The sequence below is a fragment of the Pseudomonas kurunegalensis genome (genome assembly GCF_030291635.1).
GTDB lineage: Bacteria > Pseudomonadota > Gammaproteobacteria > Pseudomonadales > Pseudomonadaceae > Aquipseudomonas > Aquipseudomonas monteilii.
Genome location: NZ_CP127871.1, coordinates 2,325,734 through 2,346,835, shown reverse-complemented (window position 1 = coordinate 2,346,835; position 21,102 = coordinate 2,325,734). Strand labels below are relative to the sequence as shown.

At 61.2% G+C, this 21,102-nt stretch carries 17 protein-coding genes; 6 read left to right on the top strand and 11 right to left on the bottom strand.

The genetic code is table 11. From position 1 onward, the window contains the following. Positions 1 to 29: 29 nt before the first annotated feature. Positions 30 to 674, bottom strand: coding sequence for a TetR family transcriptional regulator C-terminal domain-containing protein (locus QQ992_RS10535; RefSeq protein WP_105948519.1), 645 nt, complete (start codon positions 672 to 674; stop codon positions 30 to 32). A 102-nt stretch (positions 675 to 776) separates the two neighbouring features. Between QQ992_RS10535 and QQ992_RS10530 the strand changes: the two genes are divergently transcribed. Both QQ992_RS10530 and QQ992_RS10525 read left to right on the top strand, forming a co-directional pair. Then, a complete protein-coding gene (locus tag QQ992_RS10530) occupies positions 777 to 1,523 on the top strand; it encodes an enoyl-CoA hydratase-related protein (RefSeq protein WP_286113310.1) in 747 nt (248 codons plus the stop codon). A 292-nt stretch (positions 1,524 to 1,815) separates the two neighbouring features. Beyond that, the gene (locus tag QQ992_RS10525) at positions 1,816 to 2,625 is read left to right on the top strand and encodes a hypothetical protein (protein WP_286113309.1); all 810 of its coding nucleotides are present in this window, start codon (positions 1,816 to 1,818) and stop codon (positions 2,623 to 2,625) included. A gap of 302 nt (positions 2,626 to 2,927) precedes the next feature. Here QQ992_RS10525 and QQ992_RS10520 read toward each other — a convergent pair whose 3' ends face one another. From QQ992_RS10520 to QQ992_RS10505, 4 genes are all read right to left on the bottom strand, one after another. Beyond that, positions 2,928 to 3,851: an Abi family protein gene (locus QQ992_RS10520; RefSeq protein WP_286113308.1), complete on the bottom strand. Its 924-nt coding sequence runs from the start codon at positions 3,849 to 3,851 to the stop codon at positions 2,928 to 2,930. Positions 3,852 to 4,323: 472 nt separating this feature from the next. Continuing rightward, positions 4,324 to 5,382, bottom strand: a complete 1,059-nt coding sequence (locus QQ992_RS10515; RefSeq protein ID WP_286113307.1) for a lipocalin-like domain-containing protein — start codon at positions 5,380 to 5,382, stop codon at positions 4,324 to 4,326. Beyond that, positions 5,372 to 7,816, bottom strand: a complete 2,445-nt coding sequence (locus QQ992_RS10510; protein WP_286113306.1) for an FtsX-like permease family protein — start codon at positions 7,814 to 7,816, stop codon at positions 5,372 to 5,374. Before QQ992_RS10510 ends, QQ992_RS10515 begins: the two co-directional genes overlap by 11 nt. Next, positions 7,816 to 8,481, bottom strand: coding sequence for an ABC transporter ATP-binding protein (locus tag QQ992_RS10505; RefSeq protein WP_286113305.1), 666 nt, complete (start codon positions 8,479 to 8,481; stop codon positions 7,816 to 7,818). Before QQ992_RS10505 ends, QQ992_RS10510 begins: the two co-directional genes overlap by 1 nt. Before the next feature lie 237 nt (positions 8,482 to 8,718). On the opposite strand from QQ992_RS10505, the gene QQ992_RS10500 reads away from it, so the two are divergent. After that, the gene (locus tag QQ992_RS10500) at positions 8,719 to 9,786 is read left to right on the top strand and encodes an aromatic ring-hydroxylating dioxygenase subunit alpha (protein WP_286113304.1); all 1,068 of its coding nucleotides are present in this window, start codon (positions 8,719 to 8,721) and stop codon (positions 9,784 to 9,786) included. 12 nt (positions 9,787 to 9,798) lie between these two features. Next, positions 9,799 to 10,749, top strand: coding sequence for a PDR/VanB family oxidoreductase (locus QQ992_RS10495; RefSeq protein WP_286113303.1), 951 nt, complete (start codon positions 9,799 to 9,801; stop codon positions 10,747 to 10,749). A 6-nt stretch (positions 10,750 to 10,755) separates the two neighbouring features. Here the strand turns inward: QQ992_RS10495 and QQ992_RS10490 are convergent, their stop codons facing one another. Next, entirely contained in the window at positions 10,756 to 11,469 is a 714-nt protein-coding gene (locus QQ992_RS10490) for a GntR family transcriptional regulator (protein WP_016714586.1), read from the bottom strand. Positions 11,470 to 11,619: 150 nt separating this feature from the next. On the opposite strand from QQ992_RS10490, the gene QQ992_RS10485 reads away from it, so the two are divergent. After that, positions 11,620 to 12,977 (top strand): IS3 family transposase gene (locus QQ992_RS10485; protein WP_286110417.1). Its coding sequence is split into 2 segments (ribosomal slippage): positions 11,620 to 12,088 and positions 12,088 to 12,977, totalling 1,359 coding nucleotides; the frame shifts between segments, so codons are not numbered across the junction. Positions 12,978 to 13,098: 121 nt separating this feature from the next. On the opposite strand, the gene QQ992_RS10480 is transcribed toward QQ992_RS10485, so the two are convergent. Both QQ992_RS10480 and QQ992_RS10475 read right to left on the bottom strand, forming a co-directional pair. Beyond that, positions 13,099 to 14,352, bottom strand: a complete 1,254-nt coding sequence (locus tag QQ992_RS10480; RefSeq protein ID WP_286113302.1) for an OprD family porin — start codon at positions 14,350 to 14,352, stop codon at positions 13,099 to 13,101. Between the two features lie 103 nt (positions 14,353 to 14,455). Beyond that, positions 14,456 to 15,796, bottom strand: coding sequence for an MFS transporter (locus QQ992_RS10475; RefSeq protein ID WP_286113301.1), 1,341 nt, complete (start codon positions 15,794 to 15,796; stop codon positions 14,456 to 14,458). Between the two features lie 563 nt (positions 15,797 to 16,359). On the opposite strand from QQ992_RS10475, the gene mrdA reads away from it, so the two are divergent. Continuing rightward, positions 16,360 to 18,255 carry a penicillin-binding protein 2 gene (mrdA, locus tag QQ992_RS10470; protein ID WP_286113300.1) on the top strand — a complete coding sequence of 632 codons (1,896 nt, stop codon included), beginning with the start codon at positions 16,360 to 16,362 and terminating at the stop codon, positions 18,253 to 18,255. A 131-nt stretch (positions 18,256 to 18,386) separates the two neighbouring features. Here mrdA and QQ992_RS10465 read toward each other — a convergent pair whose 3' ends face one another. From QQ992_RS10465 to QQ992_RS10455, 3 genes are read right to left on the bottom strand one after another with little or no spacing between them, the layout of a single operon-like run. Continuing rightward, a complete protein-coding gene (locus QQ992_RS10465) occupies positions 18,387 to 19,103 on the bottom strand; it encodes an ABC transporter ATP-binding protein (RefSeq protein ID WP_060497150.1) in 717 nt (238 codons plus the stop codon). Next, positions 19,100 to 19,873: an ABC transporter ATP-binding protein gene (locus QQ992_RS10460; protein WP_105948506.1), complete on the bottom strand. Its 774-nt coding sequence runs from the start codon at positions 19,871 to 19,873 to the stop codon at positions 19,100 to 19,102. Before QQ992_RS10460 ends, QQ992_RS10465 begins: the two co-directional genes overlap by 4 nt. Beyond that, a complete protein-coding gene (locus QQ992_RS10455) occupies positions 19,870 to 21,099 on the bottom strand; it encodes an ABC transporter permease subunit (RefSeq protein ID WP_286113299.1) in 1,230 nt (409 codons plus the stop codon). The genes QQ992_RS10460 and QQ992_RS10455 overlap by 4 nt, the downstream gene beginning before the upstream one ends. Positions 21,100 to 21,102: the final 3 nt, after the last annotated feature.

The window sequence follows — 21,102 nt, the reverse complement described above, 5'->3', positions numbered from 1 at the left end:
CAGCAGCGTACTCGTTACTGAACAGGCGATCAACAGCCCTCGGGCAGGCTGAAACGGCGCCGACCACCGGCTTGCAGGCCATCGACCCAGGCTTCACAGATAATCACGCCCTGCTCGGGCGTGAAGGTGCCGGGGTTGAGCCCCGACTCCAGCCACAGGCCGTCCAGCAGGGCGCTGAGGCTGATGGCGGCGAGGTCGGCATCGAAGCCCTGCCAGCCCTCGTCCCCGGCGAGCGAGGCCAGCAGCTGGCTCAGCTCCTTGCGGTACTCGCCATAGGAATGGTCGTGCACCTGGTTGATTGCATCAGCTGTCTTGACCGCGCCCCAGAACGCCAGCCAGGCGTCAAGCAGTTGCGGGTCGAGCAACTCTGCGCAGAACGAAGCGCGGAAAAACGCCGACAACCGCTCGCGGGCATTGGGCGCGGCCTGGGCCATGGCTTCACGCAACAGGCCCATCACCCGCCCGGTAACCGCCAGGTAGGCCTCGGCCACCAGTTCGTCCTTGCCGGCGTAGTGGTGGCTGATCAGCCCTACCGAAACCCCGGCCTCGGCCGAGATCTTGCGGATCGAAGCTCCCTGGAAGCCATGGCGCTTGAGGCACACCAGGGTCGCTTCGACCAGGTTGGCTTTGCGCAACTCCGGCAGCATGCGGTGGTAGCGGGCTTCCTGGTTCATGGGCGGCTCTCGGTTCAGGGGCTGGACTGAACGACTGTACAACAAGCCGGCGTGCGTGATAAACCCTTGGCTCTCCTGCCCACAACAACAAAAGCGGCTGCCATGAACGACCTGATCACACGCGACCTGGACCAGGGCCTGCTGACCCTGGCCTTCAACCGCCCCGACAAGCTCAACGCACTGAACACGGCCATGTACCAGCGGCTGGGCGACCTGCTGTTGGCGGCCAGTGAAGACCCAGGTGTGGAGGCAATCATCATCACCGGTGGGCCGCAGTGCTTCACCGCGGGCAACGACCTGCGCGATTTTCTCGACAACCCGCCCGGTGATCTGGACAGCCCGGTATTTCGCCTGATGCGGGTGGTGATGGGCCTGGACAAGCCGCTGATCGCGGCAGTCAGTGGCGCGGCCATCGGCATTGGTGCCACCTTGCTGTTGCATTGCGACCAGGTGCATGTCAGCCGTTCGACCAAGCTGCGCATGCCGTTCGCGCCACTGGGTGTGTGCCCGGAGTTTGGCTCCAGCCTGCTGCTGCCTCGCTTGCTTGGCCAGGCCCGTGCAGCCCGCTTGCTGCTGGGCAACGAGTTGCTGAATGGCGAACAGTTGGTGGCCTGGGGGTTGGCCAACGAGCTGCATGAGGATGGCGAACAATGCCTGGCCGCCGCACGGCGGCTGGCGCGGCAGCTGCAAGGTTACCCGCAGGCGGCGCTGCGCATCAGCAAGCGGCTGCTCAAGGACAGCCAGCGGGCCGAACTGGAGGCGACGGTGGCGCGGGAGAGCCGGTTGTTTATCGACTGTTTGCGTACTGAAGAAGCGCGGGTGGTGTTGCGAGGGTTGATCAGGGATTGAAATGACGCAGTCATTGCAGGAGCGCGTCATGGCTGGAATGAACACCTAGAGGAGTTGATGCACTCAAGCCAGGAAGGGAGGACACAAGGGGAGTGAATCTTGACATGTTTGTGCTCTAGTTGAGTCGGTGAGGGTTGTCAAAAATGATTGTCTGCCGATAGGGAAAACGAATAGTCGATTGGCGTTGAGTCTCGATAGCGGGGGAATGTCTTGCAACACCGGATGTAGCACAGAAGGCTATTTGACATTACTCTCGTATCTCACCCATGCACAACAGAGGTAAGGCTTAGAGATGGATGTTCCGAGCATCGAAAAATACCAGAAGGATCTTAAGCGACTGCTTGATGAAGGTCATAAAGTCAGCCTTGCGCTCCTGAAGAGCGCTTACGACCAAGAGTATCTAGACGCTCTCGTTCGTCAACATCAAGGAGATGAGGCAAAGGCCAAAGCAGAGTTCGCAGCAATCCCTGCTTTTGAAAGGGTCTACCATCATTGGTACTCAGAAGCGCTTCCGCTGGTAAAACTGCTGCTTCCAGATCGTCATTTAGACTTCGTTAGGCTGTATGAACGCCCGAAGTCCAGCAAAGAGCTAACACCTGCCACATACCGTATCGAGGATGCTTGCCAGGGAATCCAAGCATCACGTGGAGGAAGTGTCATTGTAAATTCGAAAACTGCGGTAAACCTTTTTGACCAGCAGTTAGCTATCGTCGAGTCGATTGAGCGTCGATTCTATTCTTCATTATTTGATATTCGCCAAATGGTGCAGGCAGACCTACTTGATAGTGAGCTAGGTAGTGCAAGGGAATTATTGAAAAACAAGTTTTCCCGTGCAGCCGGAGCGATAGCTGGGGTGGTACTTGAAGGGCACCTTAAAGAAGTCTGCGATAAGCATGGGCTTCCGAAAAAATCAGGAACCATATCAGCACTGAATGACACCCTTAAAGCTGCAGAGGTTATTGAGCTACCCCAGCATCGACACATTCAGTTTCTGGGTGACATCCGTAATAAGTGTAGCCACAAAAACGCCGCCGATCCCACTACGGATGAAGTGAATGACTTAATTAACGGCGTCGACAAAGTCATCAAGACTGTATTTTGACTGATTGACTTCTCTTGGGCCTGCCAAGGTCAGGTCTTTCCTTAACTGTAGGATAGGTGATTTTGCAGCCGTTCATCCTGTAGCCAGTGCCCCCCAATGGAGTCGTATCACCCTTCTCTGCTCCTCAGTCGGCGTGCGAGTGGCATGCCGCACTTACCACAGGCATGGCCGTCGTTTCCGGCAAATGACGGCTTACCCGACAGCACTCCTGAGAGGCAATGAGTTGGACGTCGATCACTCGTGCGTTTGCGAGCCTCTCGCGGACGCGGGTCTGGGTGATTTCGTTGAAAGGTTTTAACTATTCATGAAATCTCAAACAGCTTCCGTGGAAATCCTTCTTCCGGAACCCCAAGTGAGGAAAATGGGCATCCAGGCAAGAGAGGCTTCGCGTCGATTAGATCTGCTATCTGTTGTATCCAGCTGGAGCTTGGCCCCAAGCGTTGGACAAGAAGCCAGATAATGCAGATCAAACCAAATATGCGTGAGCGCGCATTCTGGTCTAGTGAGAGATTTTGAAAATAGGGTGTGTCATCTAAAACGGACAGTGGGTTAGCTGCCACTTGGTTCCAAATGCGAGTATGGTGTGCGCACCTATTGCGCAAGGTATTTATCTCCCTTAACCACTGAGTTAGAACACGGGTATCTCTAATACCTAATCGAGCCGCAATCCGATTTTGATGGCTGCCTTTGAGGATTTCAAAGTATTTCGACAGTGTGCCAAAATCCCATGCTTCCACTGCCACCCAAAACGGAATAGCTTTGCGCGCCCGTCTGTGCCATTCAATTGAGTCTTCCTGACTGCGATCCAGAAGACTTTTCTGACGTTGCTGCCATTCTGACCAAGTGTTTCGTTTTTTATTGGAGCGGTCAGTCCAGTCTTTGGTCTGTTTTGGCTGTATGAACTGCGGGTCGGTGTATGCCATTGGGCAATGATAACCCACTTCATGCGCAACCACCGTCCTGACTTGGATCTCAATCCGCTCAATCGCGTCGAGCATCAACTGCCTAAGCTTTTTATCAAAAAGATAAAGCTCGACAGCATCATTGAATGATGTGCCAGGTAAAAAATTGCTTTGCCTGAGCGGTTTGCGTGTTACTTGGCAAAGAAGAACATTTTTGGCTTCGTCTCGAACAAAGTCACGTGCGGGTTGCCAATAGCCACTGAGCCGATAATAGCCAATTTGAGAGATCTTCCGTTCTGCCCGCGTGGTATCGGGTACGGTCATGCCTCTGTCAACTAGTAGTGCAACCAGCTCGGCATAGTTTCGAAATGGCTTAGGAGGGGCTAGCTGCTGCAACGTCCATGTTCCAGAAAAAAGAAGGCCCAAACATAATGCCGGACAAGCCAGCACCAGAGGATCGGGCGCGATTGGGGCATGATTGTAGAGATGCGAGACGTGGCAGTCAACCTGAAAACCATCAGGGAGGCAGCATTGGTTGCCGCCTGATGCTGGCCGGAGGGGGCAGATCAGCTTGTAGGGCAGTGTACTAGAAGTTGAGATTAAGCTACTGGGCTCGCTTGTAGCCTTTCAGCTAGGTGGCCAGCATGACGGGGGCTTGTAGGGGCAGGCATGCACAGGCAGCCCCTTTCGGCAGTTTGGCCGCCAGCAGCCTCCACCGTAGGGTGAGGATTGTTGAGATGACGCCTATCCGGCCTAGCCCCTTTGGAGAGCTCGCTCTTCATCGGTCACCCCCTCCCTAGGGGTACCCCGTCATCTCCAGGTAGCCGCGCCCACTTGCACTTCCGGTCAACCGCACCGGCCCCTCCCAATACGGGAACCGCGTACCCATCCAGGCCCACGGCTCCACCGCTTCGACCTGCACATCAACCCCATGATCCGGTACCTGCACTCGCCAGCGCGTCGGCACCTGCTTGCCATTTTCTTGCTCGGTCCATGCCTGCGCCTGCAGTTGCACCTGTGCGCCCTGTAACGCCTCCACCTCACCCTGCGGGCCTACCCAAGTGCCGGCGCGATACACCTCACCCCGCGCCTCGCGCACCTGGAACAGCATCAGCTTGGCACCACTGTCCAGATGCAGGGAAAACCAGTCCCACCCCGTCTGCCCGGCCGCCAGCGGCTGACTGCTCCATTCCCGGTCCAGCCAGGCCTGGCCATTCACCGCAATGCACAGGCCATCACGCTCCACCTCCCCGTGCACGCGGTAAAAAGGCTGGCTGTAATAATACGAAGCCTGCCCCTTGCCGGATTTTTCGCTGTAACCCTGATCGCCGTGCAGCACCAAGGGCCGGTCACTGCGTAAGCGCAAGTCGTAACGGAACGCTTCGCCACTGGCGCTCATCCGCAGGCTTTCGATGCCACCGTTGCCCTGCAATACCCAATCATTAATCCACGCCCGAAACGGCTGGGCCTGCACGCCGGCCTGGCCGATACCGCCGCGCGCCAGGGTTTCGCCAGACTGATGCCCACCCGGGCCGGTCAAAGCCGCGTGCCCCATCCACAGGTTCGGGCTGTTCCAGTCAGCAGTTTCCGGGCCGGGGCGCAGTGCCGAGCGGAACAGCGTCCACTGCGCGCCCCAGTCGCGCCCCTGGGCGTCCTTGAGGTTGGCGGTGACATACCACCACTCGATGCGAAATCCCTCATGAGGGCCGTGGTCACGAGGGAACGCCAAGTGATGCCCGCGGGTTACCTGGCTGAACCCGACAGCCTGCTGCCCAAGCCCGGCATAGCCTTGTGGCGCCGGTTGATCACAAGCGCACAGCAGGCCGCACAGCAACAACCACGCACTACGCTTCATCGGCAAACGGCCTCAACAGTTCGCGGGGCTGGCGGCGCGCCAGTTGCCACAGCGGCCAGGCGCTGGCCAGCAGGCTGGTCAACAGGCACAGCACAGCCAGTTGCAGCAGTTGCGCAGGGAACACGTAGAGCGGCAAACGCCAGCCGAACGCCTGCACATTGACGACCGCCACCAGGCACCATGCCAGCAACACCCCCAGCGGAATGGCCAGCTGTACCGTGAAACTGCTTAGCATCAGCGTTTGCCCCAGGCTCAGCCACACCAGTTGCCTGCGTTGCACGCCCAGCGCCCACAGCGGTGCCAGCTGGCCAAGCCGGGTATGGCCCAACGTCAGCAGGTTGATGAACAACGCCACCCCGGCCACACCAAGGGTGAGGCTGTTGAGTGCGGCGGTGGCGGCGAAGGTGCGGTTGAACACCTCGGTAGACCAGCTTTTCAGGCGTGCCTGCTCCACCACGCGGCTGTCGTCCAGGGCGAAGTGCTGTTGCAACGCCGCCTTGGTGACGGGCACTTGGTCGGCGTGCAGGTCAACACTCAACCCCGTCAGCGTCGCCTGTGGCCAATGCGAACGCAACCAGCCGGCATTCACCAGCACATGGCCCTTGGGGTTGCCGTAGTCGGCATAGACCCCGACCACCACCATGGCCTGCGAAGACAGCGCAAGGCGGTCGCCCACGTGCAGCTTCAAGCGCCTGGCCAATTGCTCACTGAGCATCACGGCCTGCCCGCTGGACAGTTGCTCCCAGGCGCGCGGCTGCTGTTCAAGCAACGGCCAACGTTTGAGGTAGAGGGGGTGATCGACGATACCCTGGACCTGCACTGGCCACCCCTGCAACCGGGTTTCAACACGCCAGCCAGGCAGCACCGCGATGACGGCAGATTGCTGGCCGAGCCATTCGGCCATTTGCAACCCTTGTTCGGTATCCCGGGGGGTGACATACAGGTCGGCAGACAGACGCATGTCCAGCCAGCCAACGAACGTCTTGCGAAAGCCTTCGGTCATGCTACCCACGCCGACACTGGCCGCCAGCGCCAGCAACAACGCCATAAGCGCCAGGCTCAGGGCCGGCAGTTGCTGGCGGCTGTCGGCCACGAACCATTGCGCCAAGGGCCGCCGACAAAACCGCGTCAACCCGCCAAGCCCGTGGTCGAGCAAGGCGGGCAACAGGAGTGCCGATGCCAGCAGCAACCCGGCCAGCATGGCAAACGCGCAAGCCAGGCTGTTACCCAGCACGCCAAACCCCAAGGCCAGCAACAACAGCAAGCCTGCTGCGCACGCCTGGCGCCTTGACCACAGCCCCTGTGCCAGCCGCCAGGCCTGAGGCTGCGCCAGCGCCAGCAATGGCAGCCGGGCTGCACGCAACACGCTGCTCACCCCTGCCAGCAATGCCCCCGGCACACTCACCAGTACACCCGCCAGCCACCACCCTGCGGGCAGGCTCAGCGTGCCGGCCACCTGGGCGCCGTAGAGGCCGCGCAAGCTGGCAGCCACATCAGGCAACAACCACGCGGCCAGTGCATACCCACTGGCCACACCCGCCAGCCCGCCCAGCAGTGCAAACAGGCCCAGCTCCAATACCAATGCACACAGCAGCGTGTTCAAGCTGACCCCACAGGCGCGCAGGTTACGTATCAGGCCTCGCCGCTGCTCCAGCGCCAGCCCGATGGCGGCGTGGGCGATGAACAGGCCAACAACGAACGCCAGCAGGCCAAGGGCGGTCAGGTTAAGGTGAAAACTGTCGGTCAGCCGCTGCAATCCGCCGTCGTCCTGCTGAGGTTGCAGTTCGAGCAGGGCCGCGATATCAGCAGGCAACGGCCCTGGCTTGCCGTCCACCAGCAACCGCGACAACTGCCCGGGTGCGTGCAGCAGGCGTTGGGCATGGCCGATGTCGACGACCATTATGCCGGGCGCCAGCGCAGGTTGCAGGACCACGGGGGGAAGCGGTTGCCCTTCGCTGTCGCGCATTGGACCTGCGCCCAGTTGGCGCAACGTATCTGGTCCTACCCAGGCTTGCCCGGGTGTGCCGATGAATGCCTGCAGGTCGAATGCCTGGGGCTGCACGCCGGCAATGCTGCTGGTCGGCGGCAGGCTCAATGGATCGATGCCAATCAGCCGCACACTGCGCACAGGCTCACCAGACAAGCGCAAGCGCCCTTCCAGCACGGGCGTCACCTGCCACCCCTGCTTGCGCAACTGCACGTACAGCTCCTGATCGAAATGCTCACCCTTGCGCGGTACAAACTGCGCCTGCATCGGCCCGGCCAGCAAGGCACTGGCCCGGGCATAGTCGCTGCGGGCCTGGCTGTTCAGTGCCTGTACGCCCGTCCACAAGGCCGTGGCCAGCCACAGCCCGGTGAAGATGCTGACAAACTGCACCCGATGGCGCCGCCAATGGCTGAGCAAGGCCAACAGGGCCAGCGACAAGAGCCTCATCACCTGTGCTCTGGCTGAGCGCGGCCAGCCTGCAGGTAGCAACGCTGCTGCAAGCGTGCCGCCAGCCGTGGGCTATGGGTCACCATCAGTACACCACTGCCGGCCTCGGCAACCAGTTGCAGCAGCAGGTTCAGCACCTCGTCGCTGCTGGCTTCGTCAAGGCTGCCGGTAGGCTCGTCGGCCAGCAGCCACGCCGGGCGCCCGGCCAGCGCACGGCCAATGGCAACCCGCTGTTGCTGGCCGCCAGACAACTGTTCCGGGTAGCGCGCCAGCAAACCTGCCAGGCCCAGGTGTTCTGCCAGGTAGGCCACCCATTGCGGGTCATGCCGGCCGGCGAGCCTTGCCTGGAATGCAAGGTTCGTCGCCACGTCCAGGCTGCTGATCAAATTGTATTGCTGGAACACCAGGCCAATGCCCTGGCGCCGCCACTGCGCCAACGATGCCTCTGAACGGCTGTCGAGCGGCGTGCCGTCAATCAGGATCCGGCCACTGTCGGCACGGTCCAGGCCGGCAACCAGGTGCAGCAAGGTGCTCTTGCCGCTGCCCGATTCGCCCATCAATGCCAGGGTGCTGCCGCGTGCCAGGCTCAGGTTGACGCCCTGCAGCACAGGCAGCGGGCCTTGGGGGGTGGGGAACGATTTGTGGAGCTGTTCGATGGCAAGCATCGAGGGGCCTTGGTGGGTTGTGGGGTTTGTTTAGGAATAGCAGGTTCAGGCCGTTTCCCAGCCTTTAAAACACCCTACCCAATCCCCAGCCATGATCAAAATCCTTATTAGTGGATCCACAGAAATCCGATAATCGCCCAAAACATTCCAAATATCAGCGCAAGTCATTGACCGCGCATGAAGCGAATGGCTCTAATGGATCCATTAAATAAAAACAAAACCCGGAGAGCCTCCCCCATGTACCCCAAAAACACCTGGTACGTAGCCTGCACCCCCGACGAAATCGCCACCAAACCCTTGGGCCGGCAGATCTGCGGCGAGAAGATCGTGTTCTACCGCGCCCAGGAAAACCGCGTGGCCGCCGTGGAGGACTTCTGCCCGCACCGTGGTGCGCCGTTGTCGCTGGGTTACGTTGAAGACGGCAACCTGGTGTGTGGTTACCACGGCCTGGTGATGGGTTGCGATGGCAAGACCGTGTCGATGCCGGGCCAGCGGGTACGGGGCTTTCCCTGCAACAAAACCTTCGCCGCCGTCGAGCGCTACGGCTTCATCTGGGTCTGGCCCGGCGACCAGGCGCTGGCCGACCCGGCGCTGATCCCGCACCTGGAATGGGCCGTCAATGAAGAGTGGGCCTATGGCGGTGGGCTGTTCCATATCGGTTGCGACTACCGCCTGATGATCGACAACCTGATGGACCTCACCCACGAAACCTACGTGCATGCCTCCAGCATCGGCCAGAAGGAAATCGACGAGGCGCCGCCCGTCACCACCGTCACCGGCGACGAAGTGGTCACCGCCCGGCACATGGAAAACATCATGGCCCCGCCCTTCTGGCGCATGGCCCTGCGTGGCAATGGGCTGGCAGACGATGTGCCGGTGGACCGCTGGCAGATCTGCCGCTTCACCCCGCCCAGCCATGTGCTGATCGAAGTGGGCGTGGCGCATGCCGGCAAAGGGGGCTACCACGCGGATGCGCAGCACAAGGCGTCGAGCATCGTGGTGGACTTCATCACGCCAGAGAGCGACACCTCGATCTGGTACTTCTGGGGCATGGCGCGCAATTTTGCGGCGCAGGACCAGGCGCTGACCGACAACATCCGGGAAGGCCAGGGCAAGATCTTCAGCGAAGACCTGGAGATGCTGGAGCGTCAGCAACAGAACCTGTTGGCCTACCCGGAACGCAACCTGCTGAAGCTGAACATCGATGCCGGTGGCGTGCAGTCGCGCAAGATCCTGGAGCGGCTGATTGCCAAAGAGCGCGTGCCGCAACCACAACTGATTGCCACCAGCGCTACCCCTGCCTGAGGAGAAGCCAAGATGATCGATGCCGTAGTGGTTTCCCGCAACGATGAAGCGCAGGGCATTTGCAGCTTCGAGCTGGCAGCGGCGGATGGCAGCCTGCTGCCCGCGTTCAGCGCTGGCGCGCACATAGATGTGCACTTGCCCGATGGGCTGGTGCGCCAGTATTCCTTGTGCAACCACCCCGAAGAGCGCCACCGCTACCTGATCGGTGTGCTCAACGACCCGGCCTCGCGGGGTGGTTCACGCCGCCTGCACGAGCAGGTACAGGCCGGCGCACGCCTGCGCATCAGCGAACCCCGCAACCTGTTCCCGCTGGCGGAAGGGGCGCGGCGCAGTGTGCTGTTTGCCGGAGGCATCGGGATTACCCCGATCCTGTGCATGGCCGAGCAGCTGGCGCAAAGCGGTGGGGATTTCGAACTGCACTACTGCGCCCGCTCGAGTGAGCGGGCCGCCTTTGTTGAACGCATTCGTAAAGCGCCTTTCGCCGACCGCCTGTTCGTGCATTTTGACGAGCAGCCGGAAACGGCACTGGACATCGCCCGGGTGCTGGACAACCCACAGCCGGATGTACACCTGTACGTGTGTGGGCCGGGTGGTTTCATGCAGCATGTGCTGGACAGCGCCAGGGGCCTGGGCTGGCAGGAGGCTTGCCTGCATCGGGAATATTTTGCCGCAGCGCCGGTGGATGCCAGCAACGACGGCAGTTTCTCGGTACAGGTCGGCAGCACCGGCCAGGTGTTCGAGGTGCCCGCCGACCAGACAGTGGTGCAGGTGCTGGAGCAGCACGGCATCGAGATTGCGATGTCGTGCGAACAGGGCATTTGCGGCACTTGCCTGACGCGCGTGCTGCAAGGCACGCCAGACCATCGCGACATGTTCCTCACTGAAGAAGAGCAGGCGCTGAACGATCAGTTCACGCCCTGCTGCTCGCGCTCGAAAACACCCCTGCTGGTGCTGGATATCTGAACCGGCCTACGACGAGGGCAGAATCACCTTCATGCCCTCTTCCACCGTTGCCCCGCCGAAGGTTTCGGCGTAGCGCAAGGTGGCGTTGGCGTGCTCGCGCATGATGGCTTCGGCGCGGGCACCCTGGCGATTGACCAAGGCATCGAACGCCGCATGGTGTTGCATGTGCGCGAAGTTGAAGCGCCGGTATTCACGGGCCAGGTCGTGGCGGTCCACGGCAAGCGCTGTGACGGAGGCAAACGGCAGGTGATCGTTGCGCGCCAGGGCATCGGCGATGGCCGGGTTGTGGCTGGCCTCGATGATGACCTGGTGAAAGCGCATGTTGAGGTCGTGGTAGGCCTGCAGGTCTTCTTCGGTGACGAAGCCCTTGTCGAACAACTGGTCGCCTTCGACCAGGCAGCGTTGCAACGCTTCGCGGGCCTGGGCTGACAGGCCACGTTCCGCAGCCTGGCGGGCAGCCAGCCCTTCCAGTACGCCGCGCACCTCGACTGCGCCGGCGATGTCATCGGCACTGACCGAGCGCACCTGAAAACCCCGACCGCCAAAACGCACCAGCAGGCCTTCCTGCTCAAGGGTGCGAAACGCCATGCGCACCGGCATGCGTGACACGCCGAACAGTTCGGCGGTGGGGACTTCCATCAAGCGCTCGCCAGCTGCAAGTTCGCCCGAGGCGATCATCTTGCGCAACGCGACCAGCACCATTTGACCAGGCTTGCTCATCCGGGCGACTTCCAGAGACATGAGCGGGCATCTTAGCGTAAGGCGGGGGGTATGGCACCGGCTGCGCCGGTGTTCGCGGGTGAACCCGCTCCCACAGGTTGGACTGCCCCCAAGAAGTTGGACACCAATCCAATTTCTTGGGGTGTCCACATGAGCAAGTATTCAGACCAATTCAAGCTTACTGCCGTTCAGGCTTACTTGGAGAGTGGTGAAGGCTTCCGAACAGTAGCCCGCCGATTTTCCGTGGATTTCAGCCTGCTGCGGCGCTGGGTCTCAAGCTTCCAGAAACATGGACAGTTCAGTCTGCGCAAAATAGGCCAGCGGTACAGTGCGACCTACAAGTGCTCAGTCCTTGAGTACATGCACAAGCATCAGCTTTCCTTGCGTCAGACCGCCGCCCATTTCGGTCTCGGCCAGTCCTCGCAGGTAGGCATTTGGGCGCGGCAACACTACAGTGGTGACCCTGCACTGCCTGCTCCCAAGAAAAGAAAACCTGCTGCCATGCCGAAAAAGCCTTATCCCATCAAACCTACGACTTCCGATGACACAGAGAAAAGCCGCGACCAGTTGCTGGCCGAGCTTGAGTGGCTGCGCATGGAGAACGCCTACCTAAAAAAGCTGGAAGAACTGAAGAAGCAGGAACGAAGGCAGCCCAAAAAGCCCTGATCGTCTCGGCGCTCAAGGACCGGTTTCCCTTGGCCGCCGTTCTACAGTTGGCGGATCTGCCACGCAGTACGTTTTATTACCAGCTTCAAGCGCAGGCCAAACCTGACAAGCATGCTGCTCTGAAGCAGATGATTCAGCGTGTCTATCACGAGGAAAAAGGGCTATACGGTTACCGGCGCGTTGCAATCGTGATCCGCAATGGCGGCACCTTGGTTAACAAGAAGGTGGTGGAGCGTTTGATGGTCGAGCTTGATCTTCGCTCACTAGTACGGCCAAAAAAGTACCGGTCGTACAAGGGGGTTGTCGGCACCATCGCGCCCAACCTGCTGGAGCGAAACTTCCTCGCGCAGCGCCCGAATCAGAAGTGGGTGACCGATGTTACCGAGTTCAAAGTGGCTCAGGAAAAGATCTATCTCTCCCCTGTGATGGACTTGTACAACGCCGAAATCGTGGCCTACGAAGTGGCCAGCAGGCCGTGCCTTGGGCTGGTTACCAACATGCTGGACAAGGCCTTCGAGCGCCTGGGAAACAAGCCGAAACTGGTGCTTCACTCAGATCAAGGCTGGCACTACCAACACTCGCAGTACCGCCACAAGCTGGCAGAGCAAGGGCTGAAGCAGAGCATGTCACGCAAAGGAAACTGCCTGGATAATGCGGCTATGGAGAGCTTTTTTGGTACGCTTAAGTCCGAGTTTTTCTACCCGAAGCGCTTCGAGAGCGTTGAAGAACTGAAAGCTGGTCTGGATGAGTACATCCACTACTACAACCATGACCGCATCAAGCTAAAGCTCAATGGCATGAGCCCTGTGAAATACAGGACCCATGCTGCGGCTGCTAGCTGAAACTGTCCAACTTTTCGGGGGCAGTCCAGGTACCGTGCAAGCCTTTGTGATTTCTGAAAGGCATGCACCGTGGCTGTGGGAGCGGGTTCACCCGCGAAGAAGGCGACGCAGTGCAAGCTTTTTATAGAGACAGCGGATAGCTGACAATCAGGCGGGTCTGGTCAAAATCACTGTTGAAGCTACGCCGGTTGGTCGCGTTGTTCAGCCGGATGTTGAGGTTTTTCAGCGCCCCGCTCTGGAAGGTGTAGTTCACTTCGGTATCGCGCTCCCACTCCTTGCCATTGCTGCCGGCCGCCGTGGTCGCGTTCTCGCCATGCCCGTAACGCACCATGGCCAGCAGCCCTGGCACCCCCAATGCGGCAAAGTTGTAGTCGTAACGCACTTGCCACGAGCGCTCGTCGGCGTTGCTGAAGTTGCCGTTGAACATGTCGTTGCCCAAGGTACGGCCACTGCTGCCATACACCGACATCCACTGGCTGTCGCCACTGACCTTCTGTAACCCAAGGTACAGTGTATGACCACTGTGCGAGGCCGACAGCAAGGCGTAACCCGTGCGGCTCTGAATATCGCCGATGCGCGCCTGGCCATCATCCCGGTCGATGAAGTAACCCAGGTTGGCCCCCAACGTCCACTCCCCCACCCGTTGGTTGTGCAGCAGGTTGAAGTAGCTTTGCTGGTAGATGTCCTCCAGCTGCGAATGCCAGGCACCGATCAGTGTGCGCTGCTGGTTGAAGCGGTACTCGGCACCGGCGTAGTTGAAGCCGTCCGAGGTGACCCCGGGCGCGGCCCAGGCAGAAAGGTCTTGCATGTCGGACGAGTTGCGCAGGCTTACTTCACGGTACTGGCCGGCCTGCAGACTCAAGCCTTCGATCTCTCGCGAATCAAGCATCGCCCCACGGAATGTCTGCGGCAGCAGGCGGCCATCGTCGTAGCGCAGCAGGGGAATGTCGGGCAGCAGCTCACCAACCTTCAGTTCGGTCACAGAAATACGCAGCTTCGCCGCCAACCCTGCCCGGCCATAGTCGTCGGCTGCACGCCCGTCATCGTGCACCGGCAGCAGTTCGGAGCCGCTGGTGCCACCGCCGCTGTCCAGCTTCACACCGAACATGGCGATACCGTCCAGGCCAACACCGATCAACCCCGGGGTGTAGCCAGAGCTGAACTTGAAAATGAAGCCCTGAGCCCATTCTTCGACCTTGCCCTTGGCCGCCCCCGGGTCGCGGAAATCGCGGTTGAAGTAGTAGTTGCGCAGGGTCAGCCCGGCCTTGGCATCTTCAAGGAAGCCCCCCTCCTCGGCCCAGGCCGGCAAACCCAGGCCAAGCGCCAGCGATACCGCCAGGACCGAACGGGCCAGTGTGCAAGTTGTGTGCATCATTATTATTGTTCTCCGCTTTACTTGGGCGCAGCCGCCAGCCCCAGACCAACAGACGCCTGGGGCAATAAGCTGCATTCAGGTGCCCGGCCAAGCCGGGCGGCACTTAGTGGCTCAATGCATCGGTAGGTAGAGCAGGTGCCGGCTTGGCCACTGGTCGAAGCAACAACAGGCACCCTGCCGCCAGCACGAACACGCTGGCGAACACCCCGTACAGGTGCAGCGGTTGCCAGCCGCCATCGAGCAACACACCGGCCACGGTGGGCGACAGGATCGCCCCCATGCGCCCGATGCCGATGCCCCAGCCCACGCCTGTCGCACGTACCGATGCGTCATAGACCACCGGCGACAACGCATACAGCCCGGCCACGCAGCCATTGGAAAACAGCCCGATCAGCAGCCCCAGCGCCAGCGCCGCACTGACCGATGCGCCATTGGCCACGAACAACACCAGCAGCGCTGCGGTGATGAGCATGAACAACGCCAGCACCCGCGTGAGTGGCCAACGCGAAGCCAGCCCGCCGATCAGCGCCGCCCCGATGATGCCGCCGACGCTCAGCAGCACCCCACCGGTAATGCCCTGCTGTGCCGACAGGCCAGCGGCGACCAGCAGTTTCGGCGTCCAGCTCATGACGAAGTAGAAGCCGAACATGACCAGGAAAAACAGCAGCCAGATCACCAGCGTGGTGCGGCGCATGGCAGGCGCCAGCAGTTGCCGGAAGCCGCTGGCGGCGCCCTGCTTGCTTTCAGTGGGTGTTGGCAGTTGCGCCAGCGCCGGCTGGCCGAGGCGAACGGCCAGGCGATTGACCCGTGCCAGCGCATTGGCCGGGCGACGCGCCAGCAGAAAGTCCAGCGACTCCGGCAACCACAGCAGCACCAGCGGGATCACCAGCACGGTGACAATGCCGCCAAACAGGAACACCGAGCGCCAGCCCCACTGCCCCAGCAGCCACACCGCCAGCAAGCCGCCCAACGTCGCACCCAGGGCGTAGCCGGTGGACTGCAGGCTCACCGCCAGCCCGCGCCAGCGTTTGCTGGCGTACTCGCTGGCAATCACGTTGCTGCTGGCCAGGATGCCGCCGATGCCCAGCCCGGTCAGGCCACGCAGCAACGCCAGCTGTAGCGGGCTTTGGCTCATCGCCGAAAGCAGCATGCCGACACCGGACAGCGCCAGGCACAGCAGGATCAGCGGGCGGCGGCCAAACCGGTCGGCCCACGGCGCAATGAACAACGACCCGGCCGCCATGCCGAACAGGCCGGCGCTGAGCAGCAGCCCTACCTGTGCCCCGTTCAGGCCCCACTCGGCAGACACAGAGGCAGCCGTGAAGGCCATCACCAGTACGTCGAAGCCATCGATCATGTTGAGGATGATGCAAATACCAATGGCCAGGCACTGGAAGCGGCCCATCGGGTCGTTGTCCAGGCGTTGCTTGAGATCGGCATTCATAAGGTCACCTGCCGGTTCACAGGTGGGAGAACAGATACGCACACGCAGGCAAAGCGCAAGGAACCCTGACGGTTCCGTAGCCCTGGAAAACCACTCATGACTGGACCCTTTTTGTAATTGTTGTCGCATACGGCTGGAGGGCTCCGGCCGTTGTCAGGCGCTAATCAACCAGATAGTGGATCCACAAACAATCACTTCAAAGGTGGAGGCTCGGGGCGAAACGCGGTGAACAAAGAAACAAAACGACTGAAAATCAATTTTTATTACATATTTTCAACAGCTTAGATATTTATCCTAAAAAGGATTTCTTGTTCGTTTATCGCACAAATTTTATTTATGGATCCATAAATACGCCAAAATCGCCTTCATTCCCCTTCACCAAGGGTTAGCCATGAACAAATCTTCATGATGTGCGCCAGCGCCCTGATCACGGGGCACACAGCGCATACCCGCTTTCTGATGGGCGCCACTCACCTTGAGGCTGCGGGGCGTGTTGCGTAGCATCCCCCGCCCGTTCGCGCGCCCGCACGGCCAACGCGATACCCGTAAAAAGAAGAGCCCCGATGCCACAGCCCATCCCCCTCAAGGACCACGAAAAGGAAAAGCACCTGGTCAACCGCCGGCTTCTGGCCTGCGCCGCCCTGGTGTTCAGCCTGTGTGCCGTTCTGGTGGGACGGCTGTACGTATTGCAGGTGCTGCAGCACGACCAGCAGACCGCCGTGTCGGAAAACAACCGCGTGCACGTACTGCCCATCGCCCCCGAACGCGGGCTGATCTACGACCGCAACGGCGTGGTACTGGCTGACAACAAACCCAGCTTCGACCTGACCATGACCCGCGAGCGGGCCGGTGGCGATTCGGCCAAGGTGCTCGATGCCCTGACCCAGGTACTGGGCCTGACCGACGACGACCGCAAGCAGTTCGACAAGGACCTGCGCCGGGGCCGCAAACCGTTCGAGCCCGTAACCTTGATGGTGGGCCTGAGCGAAGAGCAGATCGCCCTGGTGGCCGTGAACCAGTTCCGCCTGCCAGGCCTGGAGGTTGAGCCGCAGTTCATCCGCGAGTACCCGCTGGCCGAACATTTCGCCCATTCGGTAGGCTATGTGGGGCGTATCAACGAGAAAGAGGCCAAGGTCCTCGACAGTACCGAGTACCGAGGCACCCAATCGATCGGCAAGACCGGCATCGAGCACTTCTACGAAAGCCAGTTGCACGGCCACGTGGGCTACGAAGAGGTCGAGACCAACGCCCAGGGCCGGGTGATGCGCGTGCTCAACCACAAGGACCCGACCCCGGGCCAGGACATCGTCCTGACCCTGGACGCCCACCTGCAGATAGCCGCAGAAAAAGCGCTGGGCGACCGCCGCGGCTCGGTGGTGGTGCTGGACCCGGCCAATGGCGATGTACTGGCGATGGTCAGCAACCCCAGCTTCGACCCCAACCTGTTCGTCAAAGGCATCAGCTTCAAGCAGTACGCCGAACTGCGCGATTCCATCGACCGCCCGCTGTTCAACCGCGTGCTGCGCGGCCTGTATGCCCCAGGCTCGACGGTGAAGCCGGAGGTAGCCATCGCAGGCCTCGACAGCGGCGTGATCACCCCGGGCAGCCGGGTGTTCGACCCGGGCTACTACGAGCTGCCCAACTACGACCACAAGTACCGCAACTGGAACCGCAGCGGCGACGGCTGGGTGGACATGTACACCGCCATCATGCGCTCCAACGACACCTACTTCTACGACCTGGCGCACAAGCTGGGCATCGACCGCCTGCACGACTACATGGCCGAATTCGGGCTGGGCCAGAAGGTGTCACTGGACATGTTCGAGGAAGCCTCCGGGCTGATGCCGTCGGCCGAGTGGAAGCGCGCCACGCGCCGCCAGGCATGGTTCCCGGGCGAAACGCTGATCCTGGGCATTGGCCAGGGCTACATGCAGGTCACCCCGCTGCAACTGGCCCAGGCCACCAGCCTGCTGGCGAGCAAAGGGGTGTGGCACCGCCCGCACCTGGCGATGACCGTAGGCGGCGATGCGCCAGTCGACCCTAACCCGATGCCCAACATCGTGCTGCACGACAAACATGCCTGGGACCAGGTCAGCCAGGGCATGCAGATGGTCATGCACGACCCGCGCGGCATCGCCCGTGCGGCGGCAGCGGGGGCGCAGTACCGGATTGCCGGCAAGAGTGGTACCGCGCAGGTGGTGGCGATCAAGCAAGGTGAGCGCTACAACCGCAACAAGACCCTGGAACGGCACCGTGACAACGCCCTGTTCGTCGGCTTTGCACCGGCCGACCACCCGAGTGTGGTGGTGGCGGTGATGATCGAGAACGGTGAGGCTGGGGGCCGGGTGGCAGGGCCGGTGGTGCGGGAGGTGATGGATGCTTATCTGCTGGATGAGCAGGGGCATCTGAAGCCTGAGTATGCGGGAGGAGTGACGGCTCACAGCGCGCCACACATTTAAGCATTTTCGGGTGCCTCGCCAGGGCGAAAATCAGGCAAGGGCTTACCGGCCTCTTCGCGGGCGTGCCCGCGAAGAGGCCGGCGATACAAACGTTCAACCCCAGGACAGACGCTCTTGTCATTGTGAGTGAATCATTCGCCCAGGTAGGCCTTCTTCACCTGGTCGTCATGCAGCAAGGTCTTGGCGCAGCCTTCCAGGCTGATGCGCCCACCATCAATCACGTAGGCGCGCTGGCAGGTTTGCAGCGCCAGCCGGGCGTTCTGCTCCACCAGCAGCAACGTCACCCCACCCTTGACCACCTCGACGATGGTTTCGAAAATCTTCTGCACGATGATCGGCGCCAACCCCATGGACGGCTCGTCCAGCAACAGCAGCTTGGGCCGCCCCATCAATGCCCGGGAAATCGCCAACATCTGCTGCTCGCCACCCGACATGGTGCCGGCCAGCTGGAAGGCGCGCTCCTTCAGGCGCGGGAAGATGCCGTACATGCGCTCGATGTCGGCAGCGATGGCGTCCTTGCCGTCGCGCCGGCTGAAGGCGCCCATTTCGAGGTTTTCGTGCACCGTCAGCTTGGGAAAGATCCCCCGCCCCTCCGGCACCAGCGCCAGCCCTTCGCGGATCAGGTCGTGGCCCTTGATCGCCGCATGCGCCTTGCCATCGAAGGTGATGCTGCCGGCACTCGGCTTCAGTAGCCCGGCCAGGGTTTTCAAGGTGGTGGTCTTGCCCGCGCCGTTGGCGCCGATCAGCGCCACCATCTCACCCTCGCCCACCCTCAGGTCGATGCCCTTGATGGCCTGGATGGCGCCATAGCTGACCTTCAGGTCGCTCACTTGCAGAATGTTCTTCATGCCACTGCCTCTGCACCCAGATAAGCCTCGATCACGCGTGGATCCTTGCGCACGTCGGCCGGCAAGCCGTCGGCGATCTTGCGGCCGAATTCAAGTACGGTGATGTGGTCGCACAGGCCCATCACCAGTTTCACGTCGTGCTCGATCAACAACACGGTTTTGCCATCCGCCTGCATCTTGCACATCAGTTGGCGCAGGCCCTCGGTTTCCGAGGCGTTCATGCCTGCCGCCGGTTCGTCGAGTGCAATCAGCTTGGGCTCGGTGGCCAGTGCCCGGGCAATTTCCAGGCGACGCTGGTCGCCGTAGGACAGGCTCTTGGCCAACTCGCCGGCCAGGTGGCCGATGCCCACGTAATTCAGCCAGTAACGGGCGGCCTGGCGGATTTCACGCTCTTCACGCACACAGGCCGGGGTACGCAGGATGGCGCCGAACACACCGCTGCGGGTGCGCACATGGCGGCCAATCATCACGTTTTCCAGAGCGGTCATGTTGTGGAACAGGCGGATGTTCTGGAAGGTGCGGGAAATACCCGCCTCCACCACCTTGTGCGGCTTGCTGATGCGCAGCGGCTTGCCGTCGAACATCACACGGCCCTGCTCGGCCCGGTACAGGCCGGTAAGCACGTTGAACAGGGTGGTCTTGCCAGCACCGTTAGGGCCCAACAGCCCCCGAATCTCGCCACGGCGAATACTCAGGTCGATGCCGTGCAGGGCCTGCAGGCCACCGAAGAATTTACTGACCTGATGCAGTTCGAGAAGGATATCGCTCATGCCTTGTCCGCCTCTTTGATCGGGAGTTCGAAGGATGCCTGTTGAGGCACTGCAACGACCGGCGCGGGCTCTGCTTCAGCTTCACCCTCGTGCAGCTCGGCACGGCGGCGGTCGGACGGCCACAGCCCTTCGGGCCGGAAACGCATGACCAGGATCAGCGCCAGGCCGAACACCAGCATGCGCAGGGTCGAGGCATCCAGCACGTTGCGCAGGATGTCGCGGCTGATGAAGGTAACGTTGTCCATCACCCAGGGCTGGATCCAGTTGACCAGGTCGCGGAACAGCTCGGGCATCACCGACAGGATCAGCGCCCCCAGCACCACGCCACGGATCGAGCCCATGCCGCCGAGCACTACCATGGCCAGTACCATGATCGACTCCATCAGGGTGAACGATTCGGGGCTGACAAAGCCCTGGTAGCTGGAGAACAGCACGCCAGACACCCCGCCAAAGGTCGCGCCCATGGCGAACGCCAGCAACTTGAGGTTGCGCTTGTTCAGGCCCATGGCCTCGGCGGCCACTTCGTCTTCACGCAGGGCCATCCAGGCACGGCCGATGCGCGACACTTCCAGGCGCTTGGACAGCACGATGCAGAGGATGACGATGAACAGGAAGAACAGGTAGTAGCTGATCACCGGCGAAACCTGCAGGCCGAACAAGCTCCAGCTTTGCTGCAACGACAGCACGGGTGCCGCACCTGCATCCGGCGCATGCGCCCATGGCCCGAAATCGACGTGCAGCGGGGCAATGTTGCTGATGCCCTGGGGGCCGTTGGTGAGGTTCACCGGCTGGTCCAGGTTGTTCATGAAAATGCGGATGATCTCGCCGAAACCCAGGGTGACGATGGCCAGGTAATCGCCGCGCAACTTGAGCACCGGCGCCCCGATCAGCACACCGCAAATGGCTGCGGCCACGGCTGCCAGCGGGATGATCACCCACACCGGCCAGTCCAGCACAACCTCGATCAGGCCGGCCATTTGCAAGTGCGGCGAGGCCAGCAGTGCGTACAGGTAGGCACCAATGGCGTAGAAGCCGATGTAGCCCATGTCGAGCAGCCCGGCGTAACCGATGACGATGTTCAGGCCCAACGCCAGCAGCACGTAGAGCATGGCAAAGCCAAGGATGCGCACCCAGGTGGGGCCGAGCATGGGGATGGCCTCGATCAGGAACGGCAAGGCGATGAAGCCAAGGATCAACAGCAGGTACTGGGTCTTGAGGTTTTTCATGAC

Excerpts from the sequence above, each read along its gene's own strand:
- QQ992_RS10465 (WP_060497150.1), bottom strand. The coding sequence starts at position 19,103 with ATGAAGAACATTCTGCAAGTGAGCGACCTGAAGGTCAGCTATGGCGCC.
- QQ992_RS10525 (WP_286113309.1), top strand. The coding sequence starts at position 1,816 with ATGGATGTTCCGAGCATCGAAAAATACCAGAAGGATCTTAAGCGACTG.
- QQ992_RS10480 (WP_286113302.1), bottom strand. The coding sequence starts at position 14,352 with ATGATGCACACAACTTGCACACTGGCCCGTTCGGTCCTGGCGGTATCG.
- QQ992_RS10530 (WP_286113310.1), top strand. The coding sequence starts at position 777 with ATGAACGACCTGATCACACGCGACCTGGACCAGGGCCTGCTGACCCTG.
- QQ992_RS10495 (WP_286113303.1), top strand. The coding sequence starts at position 9,799 with ATGATCGATGCCGTAGTGGTTTCCCGCAACGATGAAGCGCAGGGCATT.
- QQ992_RS10475 (WP_286113301.1), bottom strand. The coding sequence starts at position 15,796 with ATGAATGCCGATCTCAAGCAACGCCTGGACAACGACCCGATGGGCCGC.
- QQ992_RS10520 (WP_286113308.1), bottom strand. The coding sequence starts at position 3,851 with ATGACCGTACCCGATACCACGCGGGCAGAACGGAAGATCTCTCAAATT.
- QQ992_RS10505 (WP_286113305.1), bottom strand. The coding sequence starts at position 8,481 with ATGCTTGCCATCGAACAGCTCCACAAATCGTTCCCCACCCCCCAAGGC.
- QQ992_RS10510 (WP_286113306.1), bottom strand. The coding sequence starts at position 7,816 with ATGAGGCTCTTGTCGCTGGCCCTGTTGGCCTTGCTCAGCCATTGGCGG.
- mrdA (WP_286113300.1), top strand. The coding sequence starts at position 16,360 with ATGCCACAGCCCATCCCCCTCAAGGACCACGAAAAGGAAAAGCACCTG.
- QQ992_RS10455 (WP_286113299.1), bottom strand. The coding sequence starts at position 21,099 with ATGAAAAACCTCAAGACCCAGTACCTGCTGTTGATCCTTGGCTTCATC.
- QQ992_RS10490 (WP_016714586.1), bottom strand. The coding sequence starts at position 11,469 with ATGAGCAAGCCTGGTCAAATGGTGCTGGTCGCGTTGCGCAAGATGATC.
- QQ992_RS10500 (WP_286113304.1), top strand. The coding sequence starts at position 8,719 with ATGTACCCCAAAAACACCTGGTACGTAGCCTGCACCCCCGACGAAATC.
- QQ992_RS10515 (WP_286113307.1), bottom strand. The coding sequence starts at position 5,382 with ATGAAGCGTAGTGCGTGGTTGTTGCTGTGCGGCCTGCTGTGCGCTTGT.
- QQ992_RS10460 (WP_105948506.1), bottom strand. The coding sequence starts at position 19,873 with ATGAGCGATATCCTTCTCGAACTGCATCAGGTCAGTAAATTCTTCGGT.
- QQ992_RS10535 (WP_105948519.1), bottom strand. The coding sequence starts at position 674 with ATGAACCAGGAAGCCCGCTACCACCGCATGCTGCCGGAGTTGCGCAAA.